This window comes from Collinsella sp. AF14-35, from assembly GCF_003464565.1.
GTDB lineage: Bacteria > Actinomycetota > Coriobacteriia > Coriobacteriales > Coriobacteriaceae > Collinsella.
In genome coordinates this window covers 88,154-109,449 of the sequence record NZ_QRZD01000002.1, presented here as the reverse complement: position 1 = coordinate 109,449, position 21,296 = coordinate 88,154, and the positions used below count along the sequence as shown (strand labels likewise).

The window sequence follows — 21,296 nt, the reverse complement described above, 5'->3', positions numbered from 1 at the left end:
CCACGAGCATCATAGGAGCATGCCCCCCACCACCAGCATGGCAAGCATCGCGAGCTCGGCCCATTGCAGAAACCATCCGGCCAAATCCCCCGTCACCCCGCCGAAGCGGGACAGGGCAACATGGCGGTACCACGCGAGCACCAAAAGCCCCGCCACCGCCATAAAGGCGCCGACGGCCTGAGCGCACGCGACCATCCCTGCAGCCGAAGCCGCAGCGAAAGCGCAAAGCGGCACGACGATCGCCGCGCGCTTCTTCGCAGGCGAGAGCCCCGCGGCCATGCCGTCCGCCCGCGCGGCAGGCCAGCATTCAACGGCGAGTCCCGAAAGCGCGCGGGAGAACACGAGCGAGCACAGAAGCGCGAGGAACGCCCCCGCCGTAAGCGGCAGCGCGGTGAACAGGGAAAACTGCAGAATAAGGTACACAACAACACCGATGACCCCGAAGGCGCCCGCCCGCGGATCGTGCATGATCTCGAGCTTTCGCTCGCGCGGGGCCCAACTTGCAAGCGCATCGGAGGTGTCGCAGAGCCCGTCTAGGTGGATGCCTCCCGTCACCGCCACAGGCAGCGCCGCGAGCACGGCCGCGACGATGGTCGCGGGCACGCCGAGCAGGTTCGCCACGTGCCCCCACGCCGTCATGAGGAAGCCTTCCGCAAGGCCCACCAGGGGAAACGCGGCAAGTGCATGGGTTGACCCGAAATCGGTCCAGGCCGATTTCGGGACGGGGATGCGCGAGAACGTTCCGAACGCCGCGCCGATTGCCTCTGCTATCTTCACCTTGTAGGTCCTTCGCCTTTCATCCACACGGGAATCCCGCATACCACTTCGACTGCATGGTCGGCCAGCGCCGCCACGCCCGCGTTCACGCGCGCGAGCGCGCGCCTCCATGCCTCGGTCCCTTCATCGTAGCGCATCCCATCGGCGAACACGTCGACGGTGACCACCACCGTATACGCTGCGGCCTGAGCGAGCCGTTCGATGCCTCCGAGTACCTCGCGCGCCGCAGCGTCGGGGTCACGCGGGGACAAGCCGCCTTCCGCGAAGAGCTCGTTCGCAACCAGGTTGCCCACGTCCTCCAAAAGAAGTGTGCAGCCGCGCGGAAGCCCGGGCGCTGCGGCGCCCACGTCACGCGAGCACTCGAGGGTGGAAAACCCTTTGCCTTCGCGCAGCGCCCGATGGCGCGCGATGCGGCGGGCGCCATCTTCCCCGAAGGGCTCCATCGTTGCCAGGTACACGCGAGGGCCGTCGTGCCCGAGGCACAGGGACTCGGCGTAGGCGCTCTTGCCGCTCGCGGCGGCGCCGATGACGAGCGTCACCGTCATTTCCCGGCCTCGAAATGCTCGTAAGCAGCCATGCCAGTCGCCGTGAACGTCTTCCCATCCCGGTACACGCGCAGCGCCGAATCCAGAAGGGGGAGATACGCCATGGCGCCCGCGCCCTCGCCCAAGTGCATGCCTGCGTCGAGGGGCGCCTTTATGCCGAGCTCGCGAAGGAGCTCCCGGCTTGCGGGTTCGCTTGATGCGTGGGTGCCCACGAGGTAGCCCAAGGCGTTGGGGCACAGGCGCGCCGCGCACAGGGCCGCCGTGCAGGATATGACCCCGTCGAGGAGCGCCGGCGCCTTCGAGACCGCGGCCCCCAGGTAGAAGCCGCACATCGCAGCGATGTCGAAGCCGCCCACCTTCGAGAGCACGTCGATCGGGTCGGCGGGATCGGGCGAGTTCGCGTCGATAGCGCGCTCAACCACGTCGCGCTTGCGCGCGAGCGAGGCGTCCGAGAGCCCCGCGCCGCGCCCGACAAGGCTCCGCGCGTCCGCCCGGATGAGCACTGCGGCCACCGCCGCCGAGGTGGTCGTGTTGCCGATGCCCATCTCGCCCGCGGCGAGAAGGCGCACGCCGGCGCGGGCAAGCCCGCACGCGACGGCGATTCCGACCTCGATCGCGCGCACGGCCCCATCGCGAGACATAGCGGAGCCGTGAGCGATGTTGCCGCTCCCCCGCCGCACGTTCGCGCGCACCATGCGCGCGTCTTCTATGCCCCGGGTCATACCCACGTCGACGGGCACGACCTCGGCACCCGCGAACGCCGCCATGCGGCAGGCGCTCGCGGCCCCCTCGCACATGTTGCGCGCGACGGCTCGCGTCACATCTTGCCCGCTTTGCGACACGCCTTCGGCAACGACCCCGTTGTCGGAGAAGAATACCGCGAGCGCACGGGGAAACTCGGCCACCTCGGCGCTCCCCTGAGCTGCGGCGATACACGCGACGGCGTCTTCAAAGTCGCCCAATCCCCCCAAGGGGTGCGCGATGGAGTCCCACGCGGCGTACGCGGCGGCACGGGCGCACTCGTCTGCGGGCGCGATCCGGGAATGCGCGGCTTCGAGCACGGCGCCCGGCGCCGACGAGAACGCGCGCTCGACTTCCTCGCGGATGCAGGCAAGCGCGGTTTCGGTTGCTTCAGCCATGCCGTCTCCTCTCTGCGAACGACGCTGCGGCAGACGCGAACGCGCGCGCAACGTCGGGGTTCGCAGGATAGTACACATGCGGGAAGCCCGCCACCAGGGACGGGGTGGTCGTCATGCACGGCCAGCCCTTGTCGCGCCGGGGCTTCTGCGCCCAGAAGTCGCCGCCCGGGCAGGTGGACTGCCAGTAGTGGAACTCGTGCGCGCGGATGCGTGTGCCGCGTGGCCCGTAGAGCCCGTCGCGTTGGGAAGTGAGCTCCACGTACCCGAAATGGGACAGCCTTCCCCCGTTCTCGCTTGCGCCCTCAAGGGCGCCCGCAACAGGCCAGCGCCGCCCCTCGCTATCGGCGATTTCGCGCTGCAGGTACAGAAACCCACCGCATTCGGCGACCGTCGGCATGCCGGATTCCACCGCGCGCCGCACCGCCTCGCGCATCGACACGTTCTCGGAGAGCTGCCGCGCATGGAGCTCCGGGTAGCCGCCCCCCAGATAGAGGGCGCTTGTCCCCCGGGGCAACTCGCTATCACACAGGGGGCTGAAAAAGGCCAGCTCGCAACCCAGGTCCTCGAGCGCGCGCAGATTCTCCTCGTAATAGAACGAGAACGCCTCGTCACGCGCGACGGCGACGATGGGCCGCGCTCCCGCGATCGGCTCCAACCGGTAAGGTTCCTCGCGGATATCGGGTGCCGTCGCCGCTATTTCGAGCAAGCGGTCGACGTCGATGCTCTTTTCCACCAGCTCGGCCATCTTGCCGATGCGCGCGGAGAACTGCTCGACCTCGTCGGCGGTCACAAGCCCCAGATGCCGGCTTTCGAGCGAGAACGCCTCGTCGGCGGGGATATTCCCCAAAACCGCGACGCCCGTGTGCTTCTCGATCGCAGGCGCCGCGTAGGCGCAGGCAGCGGCGCTCGTCTTGTTCAGCACGACGCCGCGCACGTTCGCACAAGGCAGGAACTCGGCGATGCCGCGGATTACGGCGGCGAGCGATAAAGACGCCCCGCGCCCGTTCACCACTAAAACGACCGGCGTTTCCGTGTCGCGCGCAACCTGATAGCCGCTCGCGTCGGCCACGCCGGGCGCCATGCCGTCGTAGAAGCCCATGACCCCCTCGAGCACCGCGACATCCGCGCCCGCGGCGCCGCGTGCGAGCAGGGCGCGCAGCGTCGGGGCGTCAGTGAAGAAGCCGTCTAAGTTGCCCGAGCACGCACCCACGACGCGGCGATGAAAGAGCGGGTCAATGTAGTCGGGGCCGCATTTGAAGGCTGCGCATGCAAGGCCGCGGCGCGCGAGCGCGCGCAGGAGCGCGCACGTGACGACCGTCTTGCCGCTCCCGCTCGAGGGCGCAGCGACCATGAAGCGCGGGATGGACGTGCTCACCGGGCACCGCCTTCCCCACCTGCGGCGTTGCAGTTAGCAAGCGAGACCACCTCAACGGATGGGTTCCCCTCGACAGAGGGGTCCTCCCCGAAAGGCGACTCAGCAAGCGCGCCGACTTCGGCAAGCTCCTCGGCATCCGCGCTCGCACCGCGCGCACTGACGAGGAACACGGGGTTTTGCGCCTTCATAAGATGGTGCGAGCCTACAGCCTCAGCGCGGGCGGCCGACACCTGGCACGCCTCGAACCCCTTAAAGCGCGAACCCGAGAGGAGCGCGCACGCCTCGGTGAGCGTCTCAACGGTGACGCATGGCACGCACAGGCGAACCTGCGAGTTCTTCTCGAGCGCCGCCTCCACGATGGAGGGAAGCTCGCCCGCGCTCCCGCCGACGAACACGGCGTCGGGGACAGGCAGTTTCGCGAGCGCTTCGGGGGCGACACCGGGGACCGCATGCACGTTGCCGCACCCGAATGCATCCGCGTTCTCTCGGATGAGCCGCACGCCGGCCGCGTTGCGCTCGACCGCCCATACCGACCCCGCTCGCGCGACGAGCGCCGCCTCGATCGACACGCTCCCCGTGCCGGCGCCGACATCCCACACGGTGTCGGTCGCGGTAAGGCGCAGCTTCGCGAGCGCGACGGCGCGCACCTCCTGCTTGGTCATGGGAACGTCGCCGCGGATGAAGAGCTCGTCGGGAATGCCCGAGGAAGCGTACGGCCAGCGGGAGCTCGCGGCGCGGGATGCGCCCGCAGAGTCCGCCGCGAAAGAAGCAGCTGCGGGCGCAGACGCGCCGGCCGGCGCCTCGGAGGCTGCGCTAGAGCCCGCAGGCGACCCGGCGCAGCCTGCGAACTCGATAAGCATCACGTTCAAGTCGTCGAACGTCTGACCTGCGATTTCACTTGCGGTCGCGCAGGTGATGCGCTCGTCGGGGTACGACAGGCGCTCGGCCACCGTCACGCGCGCGTCCCCGAAGCCCGCCTGCACAAGCTCGCCCGAAAGCCGCGAGGGGTCTTCCCCGCCCGACGTGGCGAGGAAGAGCTCACCTGCGCGCTCGGCCTCGGCCACGATGTCGCACGCCACGCCGTGAGCGCTCGCGAAGCGCCAATCCTGCCATGGACGCGCGAGGCGCGCGGCGAGATACGACGCTGAGCTTATGCCGGGAATGACGTGCACGTCCACCTGCGCGTCGCCGGAGAGCGCCTCCACCAGGCGGCGCGCGCCGCTGAACAGCCCCACATCGCCCGTCATCACGACCACGGCGCGCTGCCACGACGCCGCATCGGTGAGCGCGGCGACGATGTCCGCCGTCTTCACGAGCTCGTATCTCACCACGTCGGGCGGCACGTCGATGCCGGCAAGCGCGCGATGAGCGCCGATGACCACGTCGGCGATGTCGATCGCGTCGAGCGCCGCGCGCGAGAGCAAGTCGGGGTTTCCGGGCCCCGCCCCGATGATCGTTACCTTTCGCATGGAATCTCCCGATACCCGCGCGGCGTGACCATACGGCCGCCTACGCGCTTCGTGTCCGCGTTGCCGACGAACACGGTGGTGAACATGTCGGCGTCGAACTCCCCCAGCTCGGAGAGCCTGCACATGCCCGACTGCTGCCCCTCGCGCCCGATGTTGCGTACCCAGCCGCAGAGCGTGTCGGGGGCCTTCCATTCGAGCATAATCTTCGCCGCGCGCGAGAGCCTGTCGGCGCGCTTTCTGCTGCGCGGGTTGTACAAACAGATGCAGAAGTCGGCGCTCGCCACGGCAGCGAGCCTGCGCTCGATGACCTCCCACGGCGTGAGCAGGTCGGAGAGCGACACGACCGCGAAGTCGTGGGCAAGCGGGGCGCCGAGCACCGCCGACCCGCTCTGAGCCGCGGTGGCCCCGGCGATAACATCCACGTCTACATCGGGGTAGTCCTCAGCAAGCTCCAGCACGGGGCTCGCCATGCCGTACACGCCCGCGTCACCGCTGCACACGAGCGCCACGGCTTCTCCGCTCTGCGCGCGCGAAAGCGCCAGGCGGCACCGTTCGACCTCGTGCATCATCGGCGTCGCGAGATGCGCCGCGTCGGGCACGGCGGCGAGCGCGAGCTCCACGTATTTCGTGTACCCCACAACGATGTCGGCCGCCTCGAGCGCGCGCCGAGCCGCAATCGTCATGCCGTCGGGGCCGCCCGGGCCGATCCCCACCACGAAGAGCTTTCCCATCACCGCTCCTTAAACGAAAGTTCGATAGTTACCTTGGAAAACGCGACGGTCACGCCGCCGTGAGCGAGCTTCGGGAAGATAAGTTTACCCCCGCCCGCGAGCGCCGCGCGCTCGCACACATTGTCGACCCCCACCGTCGCACGCACGAAATCAGATGGCGAAACGCTGCCTTCGACCTGCGACAACTCCTCTGCGGAATACGTCGCAAGCGGAATCTTGCGCGCGCGGCAGAAGGCGAGCAGACCCTCCTCGTGCGCCTTCACGTCGATCGTCGCCGCCTCGCGCACGGCCGAAGGCGAGATGCCCGCCTGCCCGCACGCGAGAAGAAACGCCTCCCCGATCGCTTCGGCGCACGCACCGCGACGGCACCCTATGCCCGCAACGATGCAGGGCACGACAAGGCGAAGCGGCTCGGGCGCAGGACCCTGCGCCCGCACGCCCGCCGGCTTCCCCGTCTCACCGGCGGGCACGACATCGCCCGTCGTCTCCGCTGCGCGAACGGACGCACCTGCATTCGCGCCAGCGAACGGCGACACGACGATATCGGCCCGAGCGCGGTCGGACGCAATGTCAACCCCCTCAGGCGGCTGTCCCGAAATCGGCATGTCGGAATAGAGCGCCACGCGCCCGCCCGAAAGCAGCCGCGCCGACACTCGCTTGATGGCCTCGGGATTCGAAACGGCGAGCCCCGCACAGCGCGCCCACGTATCCACCGCCCACACGCCGCGGACGTCGGTCGCCGTGGTGATGACGGGGATGGCCCCTGCCGCGCGTGCCACAGTTTGCGCAAGCTCGTTCGCACCGCCCAAATGCCCCGACAAAAGCGGGACGGCAAAGCGCCCCGCCTCGTCGATCGCCACAACCGCGGAATCGCTTGCCTTCGAGGCGACATGCGGCGCGATCGCCCGCACGGCGATGCCCGCCGCGCCCACGAACAGGAGCGCGTCCGACGCTTCCCACGCGAGCGCCGTCCATGCGCGCAGGTCGGCCTTCCCCTCGCCGAACCCGCGCGAAACGGAAACGTCCCAGCCAGGGTCATCTTCACCTGTCTGCGCGCAATCGGAAAGCGCGCGTGCGGTGCGCTCCGCCAACGCATATCCCCTCTCAGTGAACGCTATGCAGGAAACCCTCATCTAGCGCACCACCATCGTCGAGAAGTAGCTGCCCCGATCGGGCACATCGTCGACCGAGCGGTACACGCGCTCGCCCGGAAGCCCACAGTCCTCTACGAGCTCGGCACCGTCGAAGGCGCCCTCCTCGCGAAGGATGCACTTCGTGTCCGCAAGCGAGCGGCGCGCCTTCATGACCACCTTCGTCCCCGGCCAGCTGATTGCGCGGCGCACGTCGTCGTAGCCGCCGGGCACGATGTGCAGAGGCGACGACATCTCGGGCGTGAGGTCGCGCTCGAGCGCCGCGGCGACCGCGCAGAAGCTCGGCACGCCGGGAATGGCGCGCGCCTCGAACCCGCGGGCGCGCACGTCGGGCGCTATGCGCTGGAAGGTGGCGTAGATGCTCGGGTCCCCCAGGTTCAGCAGCGCGACGTCGCGGACCGCATCCAGGTGCGCGACAAGCTCGCGAACAAGCGAGGCATGCTCGGCCGCGCGGCGCTCGACGTCGCGCGTCATCGAGAATCGCACGGGGATCACCGTCTTGCCTGTAAGGTCGACGGCGCCGCGCACGATGTCGAGCGCGACCATGGCCCCGTCCGCCGTCTGCGGTGCGGCGATGACCGGACACGATTCGATTGTGCGGACGGCCTTGATCGTGAGCAGTTCGGGGTCGCCAGGCCCCGTGCCCACGCCGTACAGCACGCCTTTACTCATACGTCGCCCCCAATTCCCCGATAACTGCATCGGCGCCCGACGTGCGGAAAAGCTCGCAGCGCTCGGCGTCGAACACGACCGCGGCGATGTCGCATGCGCCCGCCGCGCGGCGGCGCAACCTGTCCTCGATTGCCGCAGCGAGCGAGGCGCGCGCAGCGTCCCCCACGCCGGCGGCCTCGATTACCTCGAGCGCCGCCGTGGTCGTGACCGACGACATGATCTCGCACACGGTCTTCGCGCCCGCGCCGGCCAAGGCCGCGTGGGCGGCCAGAATCTCCGCGCGGCAGTCGGCGGTACGCGAATGGGTGTCCATGATGCCGCCCGCGACCTTCACCAGCTTGCCGATGTGTCCCACAAGAAGGACATTGGTAAATCCCTCGCGAACGCAGCAATCAATCGCATCGCCCACAAAGTTGGAGATGAAGACCACCGGCGCACCGTTTAGGTGAAAATGCCCCGAGATGAACTGCGCGCCGTAGTTGCCGGGCGTGAGCACAACTCCGCGCCGCCCCATAGCCGCATGCTGCCGGATCTCGAGCTCGATACTGTCGCGCAAGGCAGCGAGGCTGCGCGGCTCGACGATGCCCGTCGTGCCCAGGATGGAAATGCCGTCCTCTATCCCCAGGTGTGGGTTGAAGGTCTTTTCGGCAAGGGCGACACCCTCGGGTACCGAAATCGTCACAGCAATATTTCCAGAAAAGCCGTGCGCGGCGCACACCTCGCGCACCGCCGAAGTGATCATCGCGCGCGGCGTCGCGTTGATAGCGGCCGACCCCACCGGCTGCTCGAGCCCGGGCAACGTCACGCGCCCCACGCCCACGCCGCCATCGACGGAAACTTCCGATTCGCGCGCGGGCACGCCCTTGCTGCCCGCAGCGCCCGTGCCCGACCCCGCATGTTCCACGCGCGCGTACACGAGCACGCCGTCGGTCACATCGGCATCGTCGCCTGCGTCCTTTCGCACGGCGCACTGGGCGCACCCCTCGCCGATACATGCGTCAACCACGTCCGTCTCGACAGGCAGCCCGCCGGGGGTGACGATCGACACGCGGCCGACGGGCTTTCGTGACAAGAGCATCTCGCAGGCCGCCTTCGCCGCGAGCGCGGCGCAGCTCCCCGTGGTGTAGCCGCAGCGCAGGCGGGTCGTCCCGGTATATATGTAGTGCTCGAAGGCCACGCTAGCTGCTCGCCTTTCGATACCCCGTGGCAAACGAAGGGTCGTAAAGCTTGCTGCGCTCGTACGACTCCGCTTGCGCGCCGTTGTGCGCAAGCCCGCCACGAGCTCCGAGCACGCGGCCCACCACCACGAGCGCCGTGCGGTCGATGCCCTCTCGCGCGCCCGCATCGGCGAGCGTGCCCACTGTGCAGCGCACCACGCGCTCCTCAGGCCAGGTCGCCTTGTACACGAGCGCCGCCGGCTCGTCGGAGCTGCGGCCCGCGCCCAAAAGCTCGGCGGAAAGCTCGGCGAGCATACCCGAGCTCAGGAAGATGACCATAGTCGAGCCGCTTTCCGCCATGGTGCGCATGCCCTCGCCCGCGGGCATGGGGGTACGTCCGGAAAGCCGCGTGATCACGACCGACTGGCTGATTCCCGGCAGCGTGTATTCCTGGCGAAGCGCCGCCGCGGCACCGCAAAAGCTCGACACGCCGGGCACCACCTCGTAGTCCACGCCGCGCGCGTCGAGCGCGTCCATCTGCTCCTGGATGGCGCCGTACAGGCACGGGTCGCCCGTGTGCAGGCGCACCACTTCCTCGCCCCGCGCATCTGCCGCGCACATCACGTCGAGCACTTCCTCCAAGGTCATGTGCGCGCTGTCGTAGACGACGCAGGATTCCTTGCACTCGGCGAGCAGCTCGGGATTCACAAGGCTTCCCGCCCAAACGACTACGTCGGCCGCGCGCAGAAGGCGCGCCCCGCGCAGCGTGATAAGGTCGGCGGCGCCCGAGCCTGCGCCAACGATATGAATCATCCGAGCCTTCCCTTCCCGTTTCTCATCGCAACCGTTTACGCCGCCATTCGCGCAGCGGGCAAAACACGGCGCCTGCGGCAGCAATCGGCGCAAATACGCAGGCAGGAGGCGCAATGCCGCCCGCGCTGGCTTTGACACGTTCACAAGTGCCCACTATCATAGTAAAAGTTTCGGCAACGAGCATATGACAATCGGATAAAAGGAAATGACCGGCGCGGCGCCTGCACAGCCCGCGCTGGCTTGCGGAGGGAACCAGGTGGGAATCCTGGGCAAGGGACATTACTGTATAGGACGCGCGGGCGAACCGCCTCGCGCCCCAAGCCAGACTGCTTCGCCTTTTCCTCACGGCATCGCCGTGGCGTTAGCTCCTTGTGAACCCCGAGGGGTGCGCTTTTCTTTCGCTTGTGCCGACAAGCAACTGTCGCCGGGGGACCGGCAAACCGAGGAAAGGAAAAACCATGTCCGACCAGATGTCACGCCGCGGCTTCATGGGCGCCGCAGCAACCGGAGCCGTCGCGCTCGCCGGAGTCGCGCTCGCGGGCTGCTCCAACACCTCCGCGAGTTCCGAGAAATCTAGTGAAAAGGAGAAGGCCGCGAAGCCGGTCATCCTCGTCACGAGCTTCGGCACGAGCTACAACGACTCGCGCCACATCACCATCGGCGCCATCGAAGACGCTATCCGCGAGAAGTACTGGCAGGACTACGACATCCGCCGCGCCTTCACCGCGCAGATCATCATCGACAAGCTGAAGAAGCGCGACGGCATCACGATCGACAACATGACCGAGGCGCTTGACCGCTGCGTGGAAGACGGCGTGAAGGAAATCGTCGTGCAGCCGACGCATCTCATGGCTGGCCTGGAATACGCCGACGTGAAAGACGAGCTCGACAAGTACGCCGACAAGTTCGACAAGATCTCGCTCGGCGACCCGCTGCTCACCTCCGACGACGACTACAAAAAGGTGGCCGCAGCCATTAAGGAGAACATGGCGTCCTTCGACGACGGCGAGACGGCGCTGTGCCTCATGGGCCACGGCACCGAAGCCGATTCCAACGCCGACTATGCCAAGATGCAGGAAGTGTTCAAGAACGAGGGCTTGACGCAGTTCTTCGTCGGCACCGTCGAGGCTGAACCGACCTGCGAGGATGTTATCGCCGCTGCGAGCGCCGCAGGGTACAAGAAGGCCGTGCTCACGCCGTTCATGGTGGTCGCGGGCGACCACGCGAACAACGACATGGCAGACGAGACCGACCCCGACAGCTGGGCTGCGAAGTTCGTGGCCGCCGGCTTCGAAGTGACGTGCCTGCTCCAGGGTCTGGGACAGAACGCCGCGGTCGACGACATCTACGTCTCGCACGTGGACGACGCCATCGCCAAGCTGTAAACTCGCCGCGCACGGGAGCGCCGGTCGCGTCCCCGTGCAACGGGCATGCGCCTTCCCCGACCGACGGCGCATGCCCGTTGCATTCGCATCCCGCCCGCCCACCGCACGGCGCGGGCTGTAGAAGCGATTGAAAGGAATCCCTCCATGTTGAAGAAAACCCTCGTCTTCGCCCTGTCGGCGGCGCTTCTCGCGTTCTCGCTCGCCGGCTGCGCCGGAAATTCAAGCGACAGCGCAAAGGCAAGCAATACCGATTCCCAGGAAAAGACCGAGCAGGCGGCCGATGCGACCGAGGGCGCAAGCGCTGCCCCCATCACCGCCGACAAGGTGGCCGACGGCACCTATCCGATCACCGTAGATTCCAGCTCGAACATGTTCAGGATTGTGGACGCCCAGCTCATCGTGGAAAACGGCTCCATGCACTGCGTGATGACGCTTTCCGGCACGGGCTACGGCAAGCTCTTCATGGGCACGGGCGACGAGGCTGCCGCCGCGAGCGAGGCCGACTTCATCCCCTATGTGGAAAACGCGGAAGGCAAGTACACCTACGACGTGCCCGTTGATGCGCTCGACGAGGACACCGCCTGTGCCGCGTGGAGTATTAGAAAAGAGCAGTGGTACGACCGCACGCTTGTGTTCGAATCCGCCGGCGTCGATCTGCGCGCCGACGCACTGAAGTAACGCCATGCGGTCGATTCTTCCCAAGGGGGAAAACAGGAAGCTCCACAGCATCGCGGCGCGCGCGATCGCCTGCGTTCTCGTCGCCCTGCTCGCGCTTTCCTTCGCGGGGTGCAGTGCGAGCCCGAACGCGACCGGTGGCACGGCGGGCTCTCAGGAATACACTGTGAGTGTCTCGCTTTCCGGCGGGTCAGGGCGCGCAAGCATCGCCTCACCCACCACAATTGTGAAGGATGGCGACACCTACACCGCGACCATCACCTGGTCGAGTTCGAACTACGACAAGATGACCGTCGACGGCGTGGACTACGCGCCCGTAAACGACGGCGGCAACTCCACGTTCGAGATACCCGTCACGCTCGACGAGGACATCGCCGTGTCGGCCGAGACCGTCGCCATGTCGACGCCGCACACCATCGACTACACGATCCACTTCGACTCATCCACCATGAAGGAGAAATCGGGCGACGATGCAAGCGGCAGCTCCCCTGCAGGAACGGCTTCAAGCGCCGCGGCCGACTTCCACAACGCCGATTTGGGCTGCGGCTGGGAGCCGACGGGGGCGCTTCAGCTTGAATACGCCGAGCACTTCACTGTCGACGAGTTCGAAGGCGGTCTGCGGCTTATCTGCGTTTCGAATGGGGAGCGTTTCCTCGTGGTGCCGCAAGATGCGAAGGTACCTGATGGGTTGAGCTCCGACATCGCGGTCATAAGGCGCCCCGCCGACAAGGTGTACCTCGTGTCGTCGGCGACGATGTGCCTGGTCGACGCGCTCGATGCGAACGACAATATCATCATGTCGGGCACGAAGGCCGACGATTGCTCGGTCGCGGGCTTCAAAAGCGCGCTCGAAAGTGGGGCGATCGCCTACGGCGGCAAGTACAGCGCGCCCGACTACGAGCGAATATCGGCCTCGGGCTGCACGCTCGCCATCGAGAACACCATGATCAACCACACGCCCGATGTGAAGGAAAAGCTGCAGAAGCTCGGGCTCGTCGTGCTCACCGAACAGTCGTCGAGCGAGCCCGAAGCACTCGGGCGCGTCGAGTGGATTAAGCTTTTCGGCGTCCTGTTCGACAAGGAAGACGAGGCCGCGCACCTGTTCAACGAGCAGAAGGCCCGCGTCGAGCAAACATCGGGGCTCGCGTCGTCAGGTAAAACCGTGGCGTATTTCTACATTAACTCGAACGGGGCCGCCGTCACGCGGCGGGCGGGCGACTACGTGGCGCAGATGATCGAGCTTGCAGGCGGCAGCTATGCGCTCGATGACGCGCAGACGGCGTCGACGTCAGGTTCGTCAGTAACGCTCGAAATGGAGCGCTTCTACGCGACGGCGAAGGATGCCGACATCATCGTCTACAACGGCACCATCGACGAATCGGTTGCCACCTTGAACGACTTCGTAGGCAAAAACGCGCTATTGTCGCAGTTCAAAGCCGTGAAGAACGGCAACGTCTGGGTCACAAGCGCCGACATGTACCAGCAGATGACTTCTACCGCCGACATTATCGACGAGCTGCACGGGGCGTTCACCGGCGATGACGCGAGCGACTTCCATTATCTGAGGAAGCTCGGTTAGCGCCATGAGAAGCCGGCTTTCCATGGCATACGACGAATCGGGGCGCGCCGCGCGGTGTCGCGTCGTGACGGCGCTGCTCGCTGTTGCCCTCATCGTGCTCGTCGGGGCCAACCTGTGCATCGGGAGCGCGCTCGTGCCCGCAGACCACATCCCCGGCATCCTTTCGGGCGGCGCGGCCAATTCCATGGAAAGCCAGGTCATCTGGGAGATTCGCCTGCCGCGCGTGCTTTCAGCCGTGCTTCTCGGCGGGGCACTTTCGCTTTCCGGGTTCCTGCTGCAGACGTTTTTCAACAACCCCATCGCCGACCCGTTCATCTTGGGCGTCTCCTCGGGCGCAAAGTTCGTCGTCGCGCTTACGATGATCGTACTTCTAGGCGCGAACCAGGCCATGTCCTCGCCGGCCATGGTGGCCGCAGCGTTTCTGGGCTCGCTTATCACCATCGGCTTCGTGCTCCTCATCGCACGGCGCATAAGTTCCATGGCCATGCTCATCGTGGCGGGCGTCATGGTGGGATACATCTGCTCGGCGGCGACGAACTTCCTCATCGCCTTCGCCGACGACCAGTCCATCGTGAACCTGCACAACTGGTCTTTGGGTAGCTTCTCGGGTTCGAGCTGGGACGACATCGCGATCATCGCGGTCGTGGTGATCACCGTGAGCGCATGCGTATTCGCGATATCGAAGCCCCTTTCCGCCTTCCAGCTGGGAGAAGCCTACGCGAAAAGCGTCGGCGTGAACGTCGCACGCTTCCGCGTGGTGCTCGTCCTTCTAGCGAGCATGCTCTCCGCCTGCGTGACCGCGTTCGCTGGTCCGGTGTCGTTCGTAGGCATCGCGGTTCCGCATCTCGTGAAGTCGGCGCTAAAGTCGTCGAAGCCCATCCGCGTGATTCCTGCGTGCTTCTTGGGAGGCGCCATCTTCTGCGCGGGCTGCGATTTGATCGCGCGCACGCTGTTCTCTCCCGTCGAGCTTTCCATCAGCGCCGTCACCGCCATCTTCGGCGCTCCGGTGGTTATCGCGCTCATGTTGAAGAAGCGGGTGAGGTAGATGGGGGAATTCGTGCCGCGGCCCAAAACGCTCGGAGGGGACATTCCATGCTTAGACAGTCCTGAGCTCGCACGAAAGCGCCAGAAGGCACTTTCGGCTCGTGCGGAACTGCGCGCGGAACGCCTCCTCCGAGCGGAGCCGAACCTCGAAACTACGGTCGAAACGCAGGCTGACGGAGCGCCGCTTTTCCACATAAGCGACCTGTCGGCGGGCTACGACAAGAAGGTCGTAGTCGAAGGCGTCGATCTGGAGGTTCGCGCGGGCGACGTCGTGGCGCTCATCGGGCCGAACGGCTCGGGCAAGTCGACCATCTTGAAAACCATCACACGCCATCTGGCACCGCTTGCCGGCGCGGTCGAGCTCGACGGGCGGGAGATTTCCCGATGGAAGACGGCGGAGTTTGCAAGGAACCTTGCCGTTATGCTGACAGATCGCCCCCGGACCGAGCTCCTCACCTGCCGCGATGTCGTAGAGGCAGGAAGGCACCCCTACACCGGGCGAATGGGCACACTCTCGCCCGACGACCATAGTCGGGTCGACGAGGCCATGAAAACCGCACATGTGGAAGAGCTCGCCGAGCGCGACTTTATGCAGATAAGCGACGGGCAACGCCAGCGCGTCATGCTCGCACGCGCCATCGCGCAGGATCCGCGTGTGCTCGTGCTCGACGAGCCCACGTCGTATCTCGATATCCGCTACCAGATCGACCTGCTGCGAATACTTCGCCACCTTGCGAAATCGCGGAATGTGGCTGTCATCATGTCCATCCACGAACTCGAGCTCGCGCAGAAAAGCGCCGACAAGGTGATTTGCGTGAAGGACGGCCGGGTCTTCCGCGCCGGCGCACCCGAGGACATATTCACGCGCGAGACGATTGGCGAGCTCTACGGCCTTCAGCATGGCACCTTCAACGAGCGCTTCGGCAGCGTGGAAATTGGGCGCCCGCACGGCGATGCGAACACGTTCGTCATCGCCGGCGCAGGTACGGGGTCGGCTGTGTTTCGCCAGCTCGTCCGGCAGGGCAAGGCGTTCTACGCGGGCGTTCTGCACGAAGGGGACATCGACTGCGAGCTCGCGCGCGACCTGGCAGCGGAATGCGTGGCCGAGCGCGCCTTCGAGCCGATCGGGGATAAAACCATAGCCCGCGCCAAAGAGCTCCTCGTCCACTGCGCGCGCCTTATTGTGTGCCCCGCCGCCTTCGGCACCATAAACGCCCGCAACGCAGAGCTCGTCGAGTTCGCACGCTCGCATGGTATCGAGGTCATGTGAGCGTGCGAAGGCGCATCGGAGGATTCCCAATTGGAGTGGGAAGGATAAACTGGACTTTCTTTTAATGATCCTCAGGCTACAGCTCCTACGCCGGCGAGGTCTACAAGGCGCCGGAGAACCTCGTAAACAGGAATTTCCACGCCGACGAGCCCAACCTGCTGTGGCTCACCGACATCACCGAGTTCAGACTCCCGGGCGGCGAGAAGGTCTACCTGAGCCCGGTCATCGACTGCTTCGGCGGGATGCTCGTCGCCTGGTCGATCGGGCTGCACCCCGACAAGCGCCTCACGAACTCGAGCCTGCGCCTAATCCAAGCGAGATTCCAGACTCGATAGGCCATTGAGAGTCAGGTCGTTGGCGACCTCCGAGACGCGCTCGATAGGAACCGAGCCATCAGACAGGGCCCACGTGCGATAGATACCGATAATACCCGACAGCAAGAACGCCAGATAGTAGTCGAACATCTCGTCCTTGAGACCTTGGGGCAGCAGATCGCGCTCGGCAATCTCGTGTTCGAGCGGCGCACGAAGACGAGCCATAAAATCATCGAGCGGAATGTTCTCGATCAGCTGACGATTGAGCACCAAGTTGTTGCATAGTGCCTCGTTAACGGTTTTAAAGAAGGTCGCCGCCGCGCCCAGGGCGCGCTCGTTGGTGTCGCCGTCCATGGAGGCAAGCGTTTTCTCAACCGAGTCGACAATCATCTCCACCACATCGACGGCAATGGCATCGAGCAAGCCATCAACCGTACCAAAGTGAACGTAAAAGGTCTTGCGGTCGACATTGGCCTCGCGCGCGATGGCACTCACCGTAATGTCTGCCAGCGGCTTTTCCATGAGCAGGCGCTCGAAAGCGGAAAGGATGGCATTGCGGCTGCGAACGATGCGGCGATCAAGACGCGGTTTGCTGGTGTCCATAGACGTGTCCCTTCGATATGCGGGCATTCATCAACAGATGAGAGATAATCTACGTAAGAGGATTATCCCCCATACAGCACAAATATGCCCCGCATCATGAAGAACGCACGACTGTCCTACTGCGACTTAGGGTGCTTCTTCTTATTGAGTGCCGACGGAGATACGCGGATACCGTCGCCCGTCTGTCGCACATAGGCTTTATGAGCCGGCTTAGCGGTCCCAGAAGCCTTCTGAGCGTGCTTCCTGGGATCAACGGTAACAGCATTCGTGGGGTGCGGCTTAGTGGGCGCAGAGGGCGTCTGAGGCGCGCGGCCGAGCTTGCGCATCACGCGATCCCAGCGCGCATGGATACTCTCGTTGTGGGCGCTCTTAAGGCCCAGCAGGGGCGCAGCCAAAATGGTCGGCGCGATAAACGTAATGAGACGCCACAGCAGATAGCCGGCGGTCGAAGCCGACCCAAAGAAATGACCCAAGAACAAAGCAAAGCCGCCCTCAGCGCCACCAGTTCCACCGGGCAAGGGAACCGCAGAGCTCAGCAGCTGGACAAAGGCGCTCGCGGCCATGACCGAGAAAAAGTCGACCTCGTGGTGGCCAAAGGCGAGCATCAGAAAATACGGCACCAGATAGAAAAACGCGAGCTGCAGCATGGTGATAAACACGGTGAGCAGCATGGAAGAAAAATGTCCGGCCGAAAGCTTGAACTTCTCGGAGAAGGAGTAGATCTCGCCATCGACAAACGAGCGCCATCCCTCGATCTTAGTGGCCGAGACACCTATGCGCTCGAGCCAATTGATGATGCAATGGGCGACGCGCGTGACGGTCTTAGGCATGAGCGCGACGGCGAAGATGCCGAGCAGGATGCAGCAGTGACCGCCAAAACTAAAGACGCACAGCAGCGTCATGTCGCCATAGCGCTCGGCAAAAAACGGCATGCGAGCAAGCAATAGGATAGCGCCCCAGGCAACTAGGCCAAACTGATACACAATAAATCGGGTGAACTGCGTGGCACCCGCTTCGCCCACGTTTTGGCCCGCTTTGGTCAGGCGGTAGATCTGGGCAGGCGTAGAGCCCATCATCATGGGCGTCAGGTTGCCAAAGAAGATGCCACTCGCCTCGACCGAGATCAGGTCGCGAATGCCGACGGGTGAATTGGGGTCGAGCCAGACGGCGATCGCATAGGCCACAATGCCAAAGAACAGATACATGAACATGCAAAGACACGCGACAACGAGCCAGGGCGCCTGGACGCTCGACATAGCAGCCCAGAACTGCCCCATCTGCCCGGTTACCACCAGATAGACGATATAACCCACCAGCACAACGCCGATAAAGATTGCGCCGCGGCGTGCGCTCTTATTGTCATCGCCGCCCGAGGCCTCAACCTCGACCTGGGGCTTGGACGTATGCTGAGAGGACTCCGTCATGAGACTCCTTCTAACAGTCAAAATATCTTGGTTATTGTACCCGTAAGGGCCATAAGCAGAACGCAAAGCTCTTGTTCAAACGGGAATGACAGACAGTTGTTTGATAATAAAAAACCCGGTCTTCCGTGGAAAGACCGGGTATCAGATGCGTGGTAGCCCGTACCAGATTCGAACTGGTGATCTCCGCCTTGAGAGGGCGGCGTCCTAAACCGCTAGACGAACGGGCCATAAGCCTCAGCAGAAAAGAAGTGGTAGCCCGTACCAGATTCGAACTGGTGATCTCCGCCTTGAGAGGGCGGCGTCCTAAACCGCTAGACGAACGGGCCACATGACATCTGCACTGCCGTGCTGCGAGGAAATATATTACGGGACAAAAAACGCAAGCGCAAGAAGAAATTCCAAATTGCCGAAATTTTGTCGCGAGGTTATGGAACGCGCAGGTCAACAAGGTAGCTAATTTGGGACGGGGCTATTTTAGCTACCCTAGGTGGAGATGAGTCAGGAGGGCTTCGCGGTTGTTGGGGATGTTGTCCTCGATCACGGCGTCGAGGGCGGCGTTGAGAAGCTGTCCCAGCTCCGGCCCCGGCTTGACGCCGGCGCGGATCAGGTCGCCACCATTGATGGCAAGCATCTTGAGTGTATAGGGCTCCCCCGCCTGCAGCAGATCGTGGGCGAGCGTACGCATCTCCTCGATCGTCTCGACGTAATAGAAGCACGAGGGCGCCTTGCCGAGCGTGTCGGCACGCTTAAGGTCCATGAGCTCGTCCATCAGACGCGGCGTATCGACACCCTCGCCCGAAAGCGCGCGCATCATATTGAGCAGGCAGGAGCGCTCGGGGAGCAGCGGCTTGTCATGGTATTTGATCAGCAGGCACACATCGCGCACCAAATCGTGCGAGAGCGCCAGGCGATCCATGATGACACGCGCCTTCTTGACGCCGAGCTCGGGATGACCGTAGAAGTGGCCGCTGCCGTCGTGATCGACCGTAAAGCACTCGGGTTTGGAAACGTCGTGCAAAAACGCCGCCCACATAAGGCTCGACGAGGGCGCGACGCCGTCGCACAGCGCCAGCTCCCCTGCCACCGTCAGCACGCGGGCGATATGCTCGTAGACGTTAAACGCATGATAGACGCTGCGTTGATCAAACCCGCGAGCGGACGCGAGCTCGGGCACGGCGGCGCAAACAAGCTCGGGGTAGCGCAGCATCGCGTCTCCCCCATGGCCGGTCGAAAGGATACCCTCGAGCTCAATGCCCACGCGCTCGCGCGCCACGGCATCGAGCAGCGGCGCGCACTCGGCAAGGGCACACTTGGTCTCGGGCTCAATCACAAAGTCTAGGCGGCAGGCAAAGCGCACCGCGCGCAACATGCGCAGGGCATCCTCGTTAAAGCGGCGCTTAGGATCACCGACGGCGCGAATCAGCTTGCGGTCTAGGTCGCCCTGGCCATCGTAGCGGTCGACAAGGCCGCGCTCGGGATGCCACGCCATGGCATTGACGGTAAAGTCGCGGCGCGCCAGATCGTCCTCAAGCGAAGCGGCGCGCTCCACACTCTGAGGATGACGACCGTCGGTATAGAAGCCGTCCAGGCGATAGGTGGTGACCTCAATGCGCTCGCCATCGCAAATAGCCGTAATGCCGCCAAATTTAATGCCCGACTCAACTACGGCAATACCGGCGGCCTCGAGTGCCGCCTTGGACTCCTGCCACAGGCCGCTACAGCACATGTCGACATCGTGGCTGGGACGTCCCATCAGGGCGTCACGTACCCAACCGCCCACGTACCAGGCCTCAAGACCGGCATCCTCGAGGGCTCGCAACACGCACAGAGAGGCGGCTGACGGCTGCGTAGCGTTGAGCGAAACATTGCACATTCCTGTGGCCTCCTGCAATTGCGGGCATATCGATTGATGGTTTCCATGAAGTCTAGCAAGAAATGAGAGCGGGCGCACACGCGAACGCGCTTCAAGCACGATTGGATCCCAAGGCATCGACTACAAACATGAAAAAGCACCCGCCTCGGCAATCCGAGACGGGTGCTCTACAAAGCAAAGATGCAAGGTCCGTGCGCTGCGTTAGCAGACCTGACGGATGGCGATGCCCTTCTGATACTCATCGACCTTAGCAAAATCGCCCAGACCCGGGCACTCGACCACGTTGGCGCCGGTGGCCATCGAGAGGCGCAGGGCGTCCTCGACGCGCTCGGGAGCGTCGTGCCACACGGACAGGAAGGCGGCCAGCGAAGAGTCACCGGCGCAAACGGTCGACAGCAGCTTGACCTCAAAGGTACGGTTGGCAAACCAGATGTGCTCGCCGTTGGAGAAGTACGCGCCGGCGCCACCCAGGGTCAACAGCACGTTCTTGGCGCCCTTGGCATGCAGTTCGGCCATCGCGCCCTTGACAGACTCGTCGTCGCCACCGCTCACCTTAATGCCAAAGATGTCGAGCAGCTCGTCGTCGTTAGGCTTAATGAGGAGCGGCTCCATAGCAATGAGGTCGGCCAACTGATGGCTCGAAATATCGAGCACGAACTCGGCGCCCTTTGCCTTAACGCGGCGAAGCACCTCGGCCAGGAAGCCCTCAGAGGTGTTGGGGGGCAGCGAGCCGCTAATGACCAGGCAGGTCATGTCGTCAAGTGAATCGATGAGCTCAAACATCTCCTGCTCGTTGGCAGCGTTGATGGCGGCACCGGCATTGACCATGTTGTACTCGGTGTCGGGACCGGCGTTGAGGAACACGTTGACACGCGTGATGCCGTCAGTCCACACGGGCTTGACGGGCACGCCAAGGGCCTCGGCGCCCTTAACGATAAACTCTCCCGAGAAGCCGGCGAAGAAGCCCAGGATCGTGGTGTCGACGCCGTAGTGGTCGAGCGTAAAAGAGACGTTGAGACCCTTGCCGTTGGGGGTGTAGACAGCGTTACGGGTGCGGGTGACGGTGTTGGCGGACAGGCCATCGCAGGAGATGTTGTAGTCAATAGCGGGATTTGCAGTGAGCGTATAAATCATGAATGTTCCTTTCACGAAGCAACGTGTTAATGAAAGTATATTCCACACATCGGTAAAAGGCTAGGACAACTCGGTAAACGGTGTGGAAGCGATGAAGTACGGCAGAACATGTCTCCCCCATGGCAGAACAAAAAAGGCGCCCCGGTCGAAACCGGGACGCCGTATG

General features: G+C 64.4%; 19 protein-coding genes, 2 tRNA genes and 1 pseudogene. 6 read left to right on the top strand and 16 right to left on the bottom strand.

Features of this window, described 5'->3' with window-relative positions; genetic code table 11:
- Positions 1–9: 9 nt before the first annotated feature.
- Genes DWW12_RS01375 through cobM form a run of 10 tightly spaced genes read right to left on the bottom strand, consistent with a single transcriptional unit; the run spans position 10 to position 9,829 of the window.
- Positions 10–777 (bottom strand): adenosylcobinamide-GDP ribazoletransferase, encoded by a 768-nt coding sequence (locus DWW12_RS01375; RefSeq protein ID WP_158564339.1) that lies wholly within the window; start codon positions 775–777, stop codon positions 10–12.
- Positions 774–1,322, bottom strand: a complete 549-nt coding sequence (locus DWW12_RS01370; protein ID WP_117564099.1) for a bifunctional adenosylcobinamide kinase/adenosylcobinamide-phosphate guanylyltransferase — start codon at positions 1,320–1,322, stop codon at positions 774–776. Before DWW12_RS01370 ends, DWW12_RS01375 begins: the two co-directional genes overlap by 4 nt.
- On the bottom strand, positions 1,319–2,461 hold the full coding sequence (gene cobT / locus DWW12_RS01365) for a nicotinate-nucleotide--dimethylbenzimidazole phosphoribosyltransferase (RefSeq protein ID WP_117854619.1): 1,143 nt from the start codon (positions 2,459–2,461) through the stop codon (positions 1,319–1,321). The genes DWW12_RS01370 and cobT overlap by 4 nt, the downstream gene beginning before the upstream one ends.
- Positions 2,454–3,836, bottom strand: a complete 1,383-nt coding sequence (locus DWW12_RS01360) for a cobyrinate a,c-diamide synthase (protein WP_233544186.1) — start codon at positions 3,834–3,836, stop codon at positions 2,454–2,456. Before DWW12_RS01360 ends, cobT begins: the two co-directional genes overlap by 8 nt.
- On the bottom strand, positions 3,833–5,305 hold the full coding sequence (gene cbiE / locus DWW12_RS01355) for a precorrin-6y C5,15-methyltransferase (decarboxylating) subunit CbiE (protein ID WP_117854618.1): 1,473 nt from the start codon (positions 5,303–5,305) through the stop codon (positions 3,833–3,835). The genes DWW12_RS01360 and cbiE overlap by 4 nt, the downstream gene beginning before the upstream one ends.
- Positions 5,293–6,036 (bottom strand): precorrin-3B C(17)-methyltransferase, encoded by a 744-nt coding sequence (gene cobJ, locus DWW12_RS01350; RefSeq protein WP_117736322.1) that lies wholly within the window; start codon positions 6,034–6,036, stop codon positions 5,293–5,295. Before cobJ ends, cbiE begins: the two co-directional genes overlap by 13 nt.
- Positions 6,036–7,169, bottom strand: coding sequence for a cobalt-precorrin 5A hydrolase (locus DWW12_RS01345; protein WP_117854616.1), 1,134 nt, complete (start codon positions 7,167–7,169; stop codon positions 6,036–6,038). The genes cobJ and DWW12_RS01345 overlap by 1 nt, the downstream gene beginning before the upstream one ends.
- Entirely contained in the window at positions 7,170–7,859 is a 690-nt protein-coding gene (gene cobI / locus DWW12_RS01340) for a precorrin-2 C(20)-methyltransferase (RefSeq protein ID WP_117736320.1), read from the bottom strand.
- Positions 7,852–9,036 carry a cobalt-precorrin-5B (C(1))-methyltransferase CbiD gene (gene cbiD / locus DWW12_RS01335; RefSeq protein ID WP_233502973.1) on the bottom strand — a complete coding sequence of 395 codons (1,185 nt, stop codon included), beginning with the start codon at positions 9,034–9,036 and terminating at the stop codon, positions 7,852–7,854. Before cbiD ends, cobI begins: the two co-directional genes overlap by 8 nt.
- 1 nt (position 9,037) lies before the next feature.
- Complete coding sequence (cobM, locus tag DWW12_RS01330) at positions 9,038–9,829, bottom strand: precorrin-4 C(11)-methyltransferase (protein ID WP_117765632.1); 792 nt, start codon at positions 9,827–9,829, stop codon at positions 9,038–9,040.
- 458 nt (positions 9,830–10,287) lie between these two features.
- On the opposite strand from cobM, the gene DWW12_RS01325 reads away from it, so the two are divergent.
- From DWW12_RS01325 to DWW12_RS01300, 6 genes and pseudogenes are all read left to right on the top strand, one after another.
- Complete coding sequence (locus DWW12_RS01325) at positions 10,288–11,214, top strand: sirohydrochlorin cobaltochelatase (RefSeq protein ID WP_117854614.1); 927 nt, start codon at positions 10,288–10,290, stop codon at positions 11,212–11,214.
- A 144-nt stretch (positions 11,215–11,358) separates the two neighbouring features.
- A complete protein-coding gene (locus DWW12_RS01320) occupies positions 11,359–11,892 on the top strand; it encodes a hypothetical protein (RefSeq protein ID WP_089571779.1) in 534 nt (177 codons plus the stop codon).
- Between the two features lie 4 nt (positions 11,893–11,896).
- Positions 11,897–13,468 (top strand): ABC transporter substrate-binding protein, encoded by a 1,572-nt coding sequence (locus DWW12_RS01315; protein WP_147345453.1) that lies wholly within the window; start codon positions 11,897–11,899, stop codon positions 13,466–13,468.
- Between the two features lie 22 nt (positions 13,469–13,490).
- Complete coding sequence (locus DWW12_RS01310) at positions 13,491–14,513, top strand: iron ABC transporter permease (RefSeq protein WP_117583467.1); 1,023 nt, start codon at positions 13,491–13,493, stop codon at positions 14,511–14,513.
- Positions 14,514–15,782, top strand: coding sequence for an ABC transporter ATP-binding protein (locus DWW12_RS01305; RefSeq protein ID WP_117583466.1), 1,269 nt, complete (start codon positions 14,514–14,516; stop codon positions 15,780–15,782).
- A 77-nt stretch (positions 15,783–15,859) separates the two neighbouring features.
- A pseudogene (locus tag DWW12_RS01300) lies at positions 15,860–16,084 on the top strand (DDE-type integrase/transposase/recombinase); the annotation flags it as partial.
- A 3-nt stretch (positions 16,085–16,087) separates the two neighbouring features.
- Here DWW12_RS01300 and DWW12_RS01295 read toward each other — a convergent pair.
- The 6 genes from DWW12_RS01295 to DWW12_RS01270 all read right to left on the bottom strand — a co-directional run bounded on the left by DWW12_RS01295 (position 16,088) and on the right by DWW12_RS01270 (position 21,130).
- On the bottom strand, positions 16,088–16,699 hold the full coding sequence (locus DWW12_RS01295; protein WP_158556488.1) for a TetR/AcrR family transcriptional regulator: 612 nt from the start codon (positions 16,697–16,699) through the stop codon (positions 16,088–16,090).
- Positions 16,700–16,815: 116 nt separating this feature from the next.
- Positions 16,816–18,123 (bottom strand): lysylphosphatidylglycerol synthase transmembrane domain-containing protein, encoded by a 1,308-nt coding sequence (locus tag DWW12_RS01290; protein ID WP_117854611.1) that lies wholly within the window; start codon positions 18,121–18,123, stop codon positions 16,816–16,818.
- A gap of 150 nt (positions 18,124–18,273) precedes the next feature.
- Positions 18,274–18,350 (bottom strand) — tRNA-Glu (locus DWW12_RS01285).
- Positions 18,351–18,372: 22 nt separating this feature from the next.
- A tRNA-Glu gene (locus DWW12_RS01280) sits at positions 18,373–18,449 on the bottom strand.
- A gap of 152 nt (positions 18,450–18,601) precedes the next feature.
- Entirely contained in the window at positions 18,602–19,996 is a 1,395-nt protein-coding gene (locus DWW12_RS01275) for a CCA tRNA nucleotidyltransferase (protein ID WP_117854609.1), read from the bottom strand.
- A gap of 201 nt (positions 19,997–20,197) precedes the next feature.
- Positions 20,198–21,130, bottom strand: coding sequence for a 1-phosphofructokinase family hexose kinase (locus DWW12_RS01270; protein ID WP_117854608.1), 933 nt, complete (start codon positions 21,128–21,130; stop codon positions 20,198–20,200).
- Between the last annotated feature and the right edge of the window lie 166 nt (positions 21,131–21,296).

Coding starts and splice junctions, on each gene's coding strand:
- cobM (WP_117765632.1), bottom strand. CDS start 9,829: ATGATTCATATCGTTGGCGCAGGCTCGGGCGCCGCCGACCTTATCACG.
- DWW12_RS01310 (WP_117583467.1), top strand. CDS start 13,491: ATGGCATACGACGAATCGGGGCGCGCCGCGCGGTGTCGCGTCGTGACG.
- cobT (WP_117854619.1), bottom strand. CDS start 2,461: ATGGCTGAAGCAACCGAAACCGCGCTTGCCTGCATCCGCGAGGAAGTC.
- cobI (WP_117736320.1), bottom strand. CDS start 7,859: ATGAGTAAAGGCGTGCTGTACGGCGTGGGCACGGGGCCTGGCGACCCC.
- DWW12_RS01345 (WP_117854616.1), bottom strand. CDS start 7,169: ATGAGGGTTTCCTGCATAGCGTTCACTGAGAGGGGATATGCGTTGGCG.
- cbiE (WP_117854618.1), bottom strand. CDS start 5,305: ATGCGAAAGGTAACGATCATCGGGGCGGGGCCCGGAAACCCCGACTTG.
- DWW12_RS01370 (WP_117564099.1), bottom strand. CDS start 1,322: ATGACGGTGACGCTCGTCATCGGCGCCGCCGCGAGCGGCAAGAGCGCC.
- DWW12_RS01290 (WP_117854611.1), bottom strand. CDS start 18,123: ATGACGGAGTCCTCTCAGCATACGTCCAAGCCCCAGGTCGAGGTTGAG.
- cobJ (WP_117736322.1), bottom strand. CDS start 6,036: ATGGGAAAGCTCTTCGTGGTGGGGATCGGCCCGGGCGGCCCCGACGGC.
- DWW12_RS01295 (WP_158556488.1), bottom strand. CDS start 16,699: ATGGACACCAGCAAACCGCGTCTTGATCGCCGCATCGTTCGCAGCCGC.
- DWW12_RS01315 (WP_147345453.1), top strand. CDS start 11,897: ATGCGGTCGATTCTTCCCAAGGGGGAAAACAGGAAGCTCCACAGCATC.
- DWW12_RS01275 (WP_117854609.1), bottom strand. CDS start 19,996: ATGTGCAATGTTTCGCTCAACGCTACGCAGCCGTCAGCCGCCTCTCTG.
- DWW12_RS01270 (WP_117854608.1), bottom strand. CDS start 21,130: ATGATTTATACGCTCACTGCAAATCCCGCTATTGACTACAACATCTCC.
- DWW12_RS01320 (WP_089571779.1), top strand. CDS start 11,359: ATGTTGAAGAAAACCCTCGTCTTCGCCCTGTCGGCGGCGCTTCTCGCG.
- DWW12_RS01305 (WP_117583466.1), top strand. CDS start 14,514: ATGGGGGAATTCGTGCCGCGGCCCAAAACGCTCGGAGGGGACATTCCA.
- DWW12_RS01325 (WP_117854614.1), top strand. CDS start 10,288: ATGTCCGACCAGATGTCACGCCGCGGCTTCATGGGCGCCGCAGCAACC.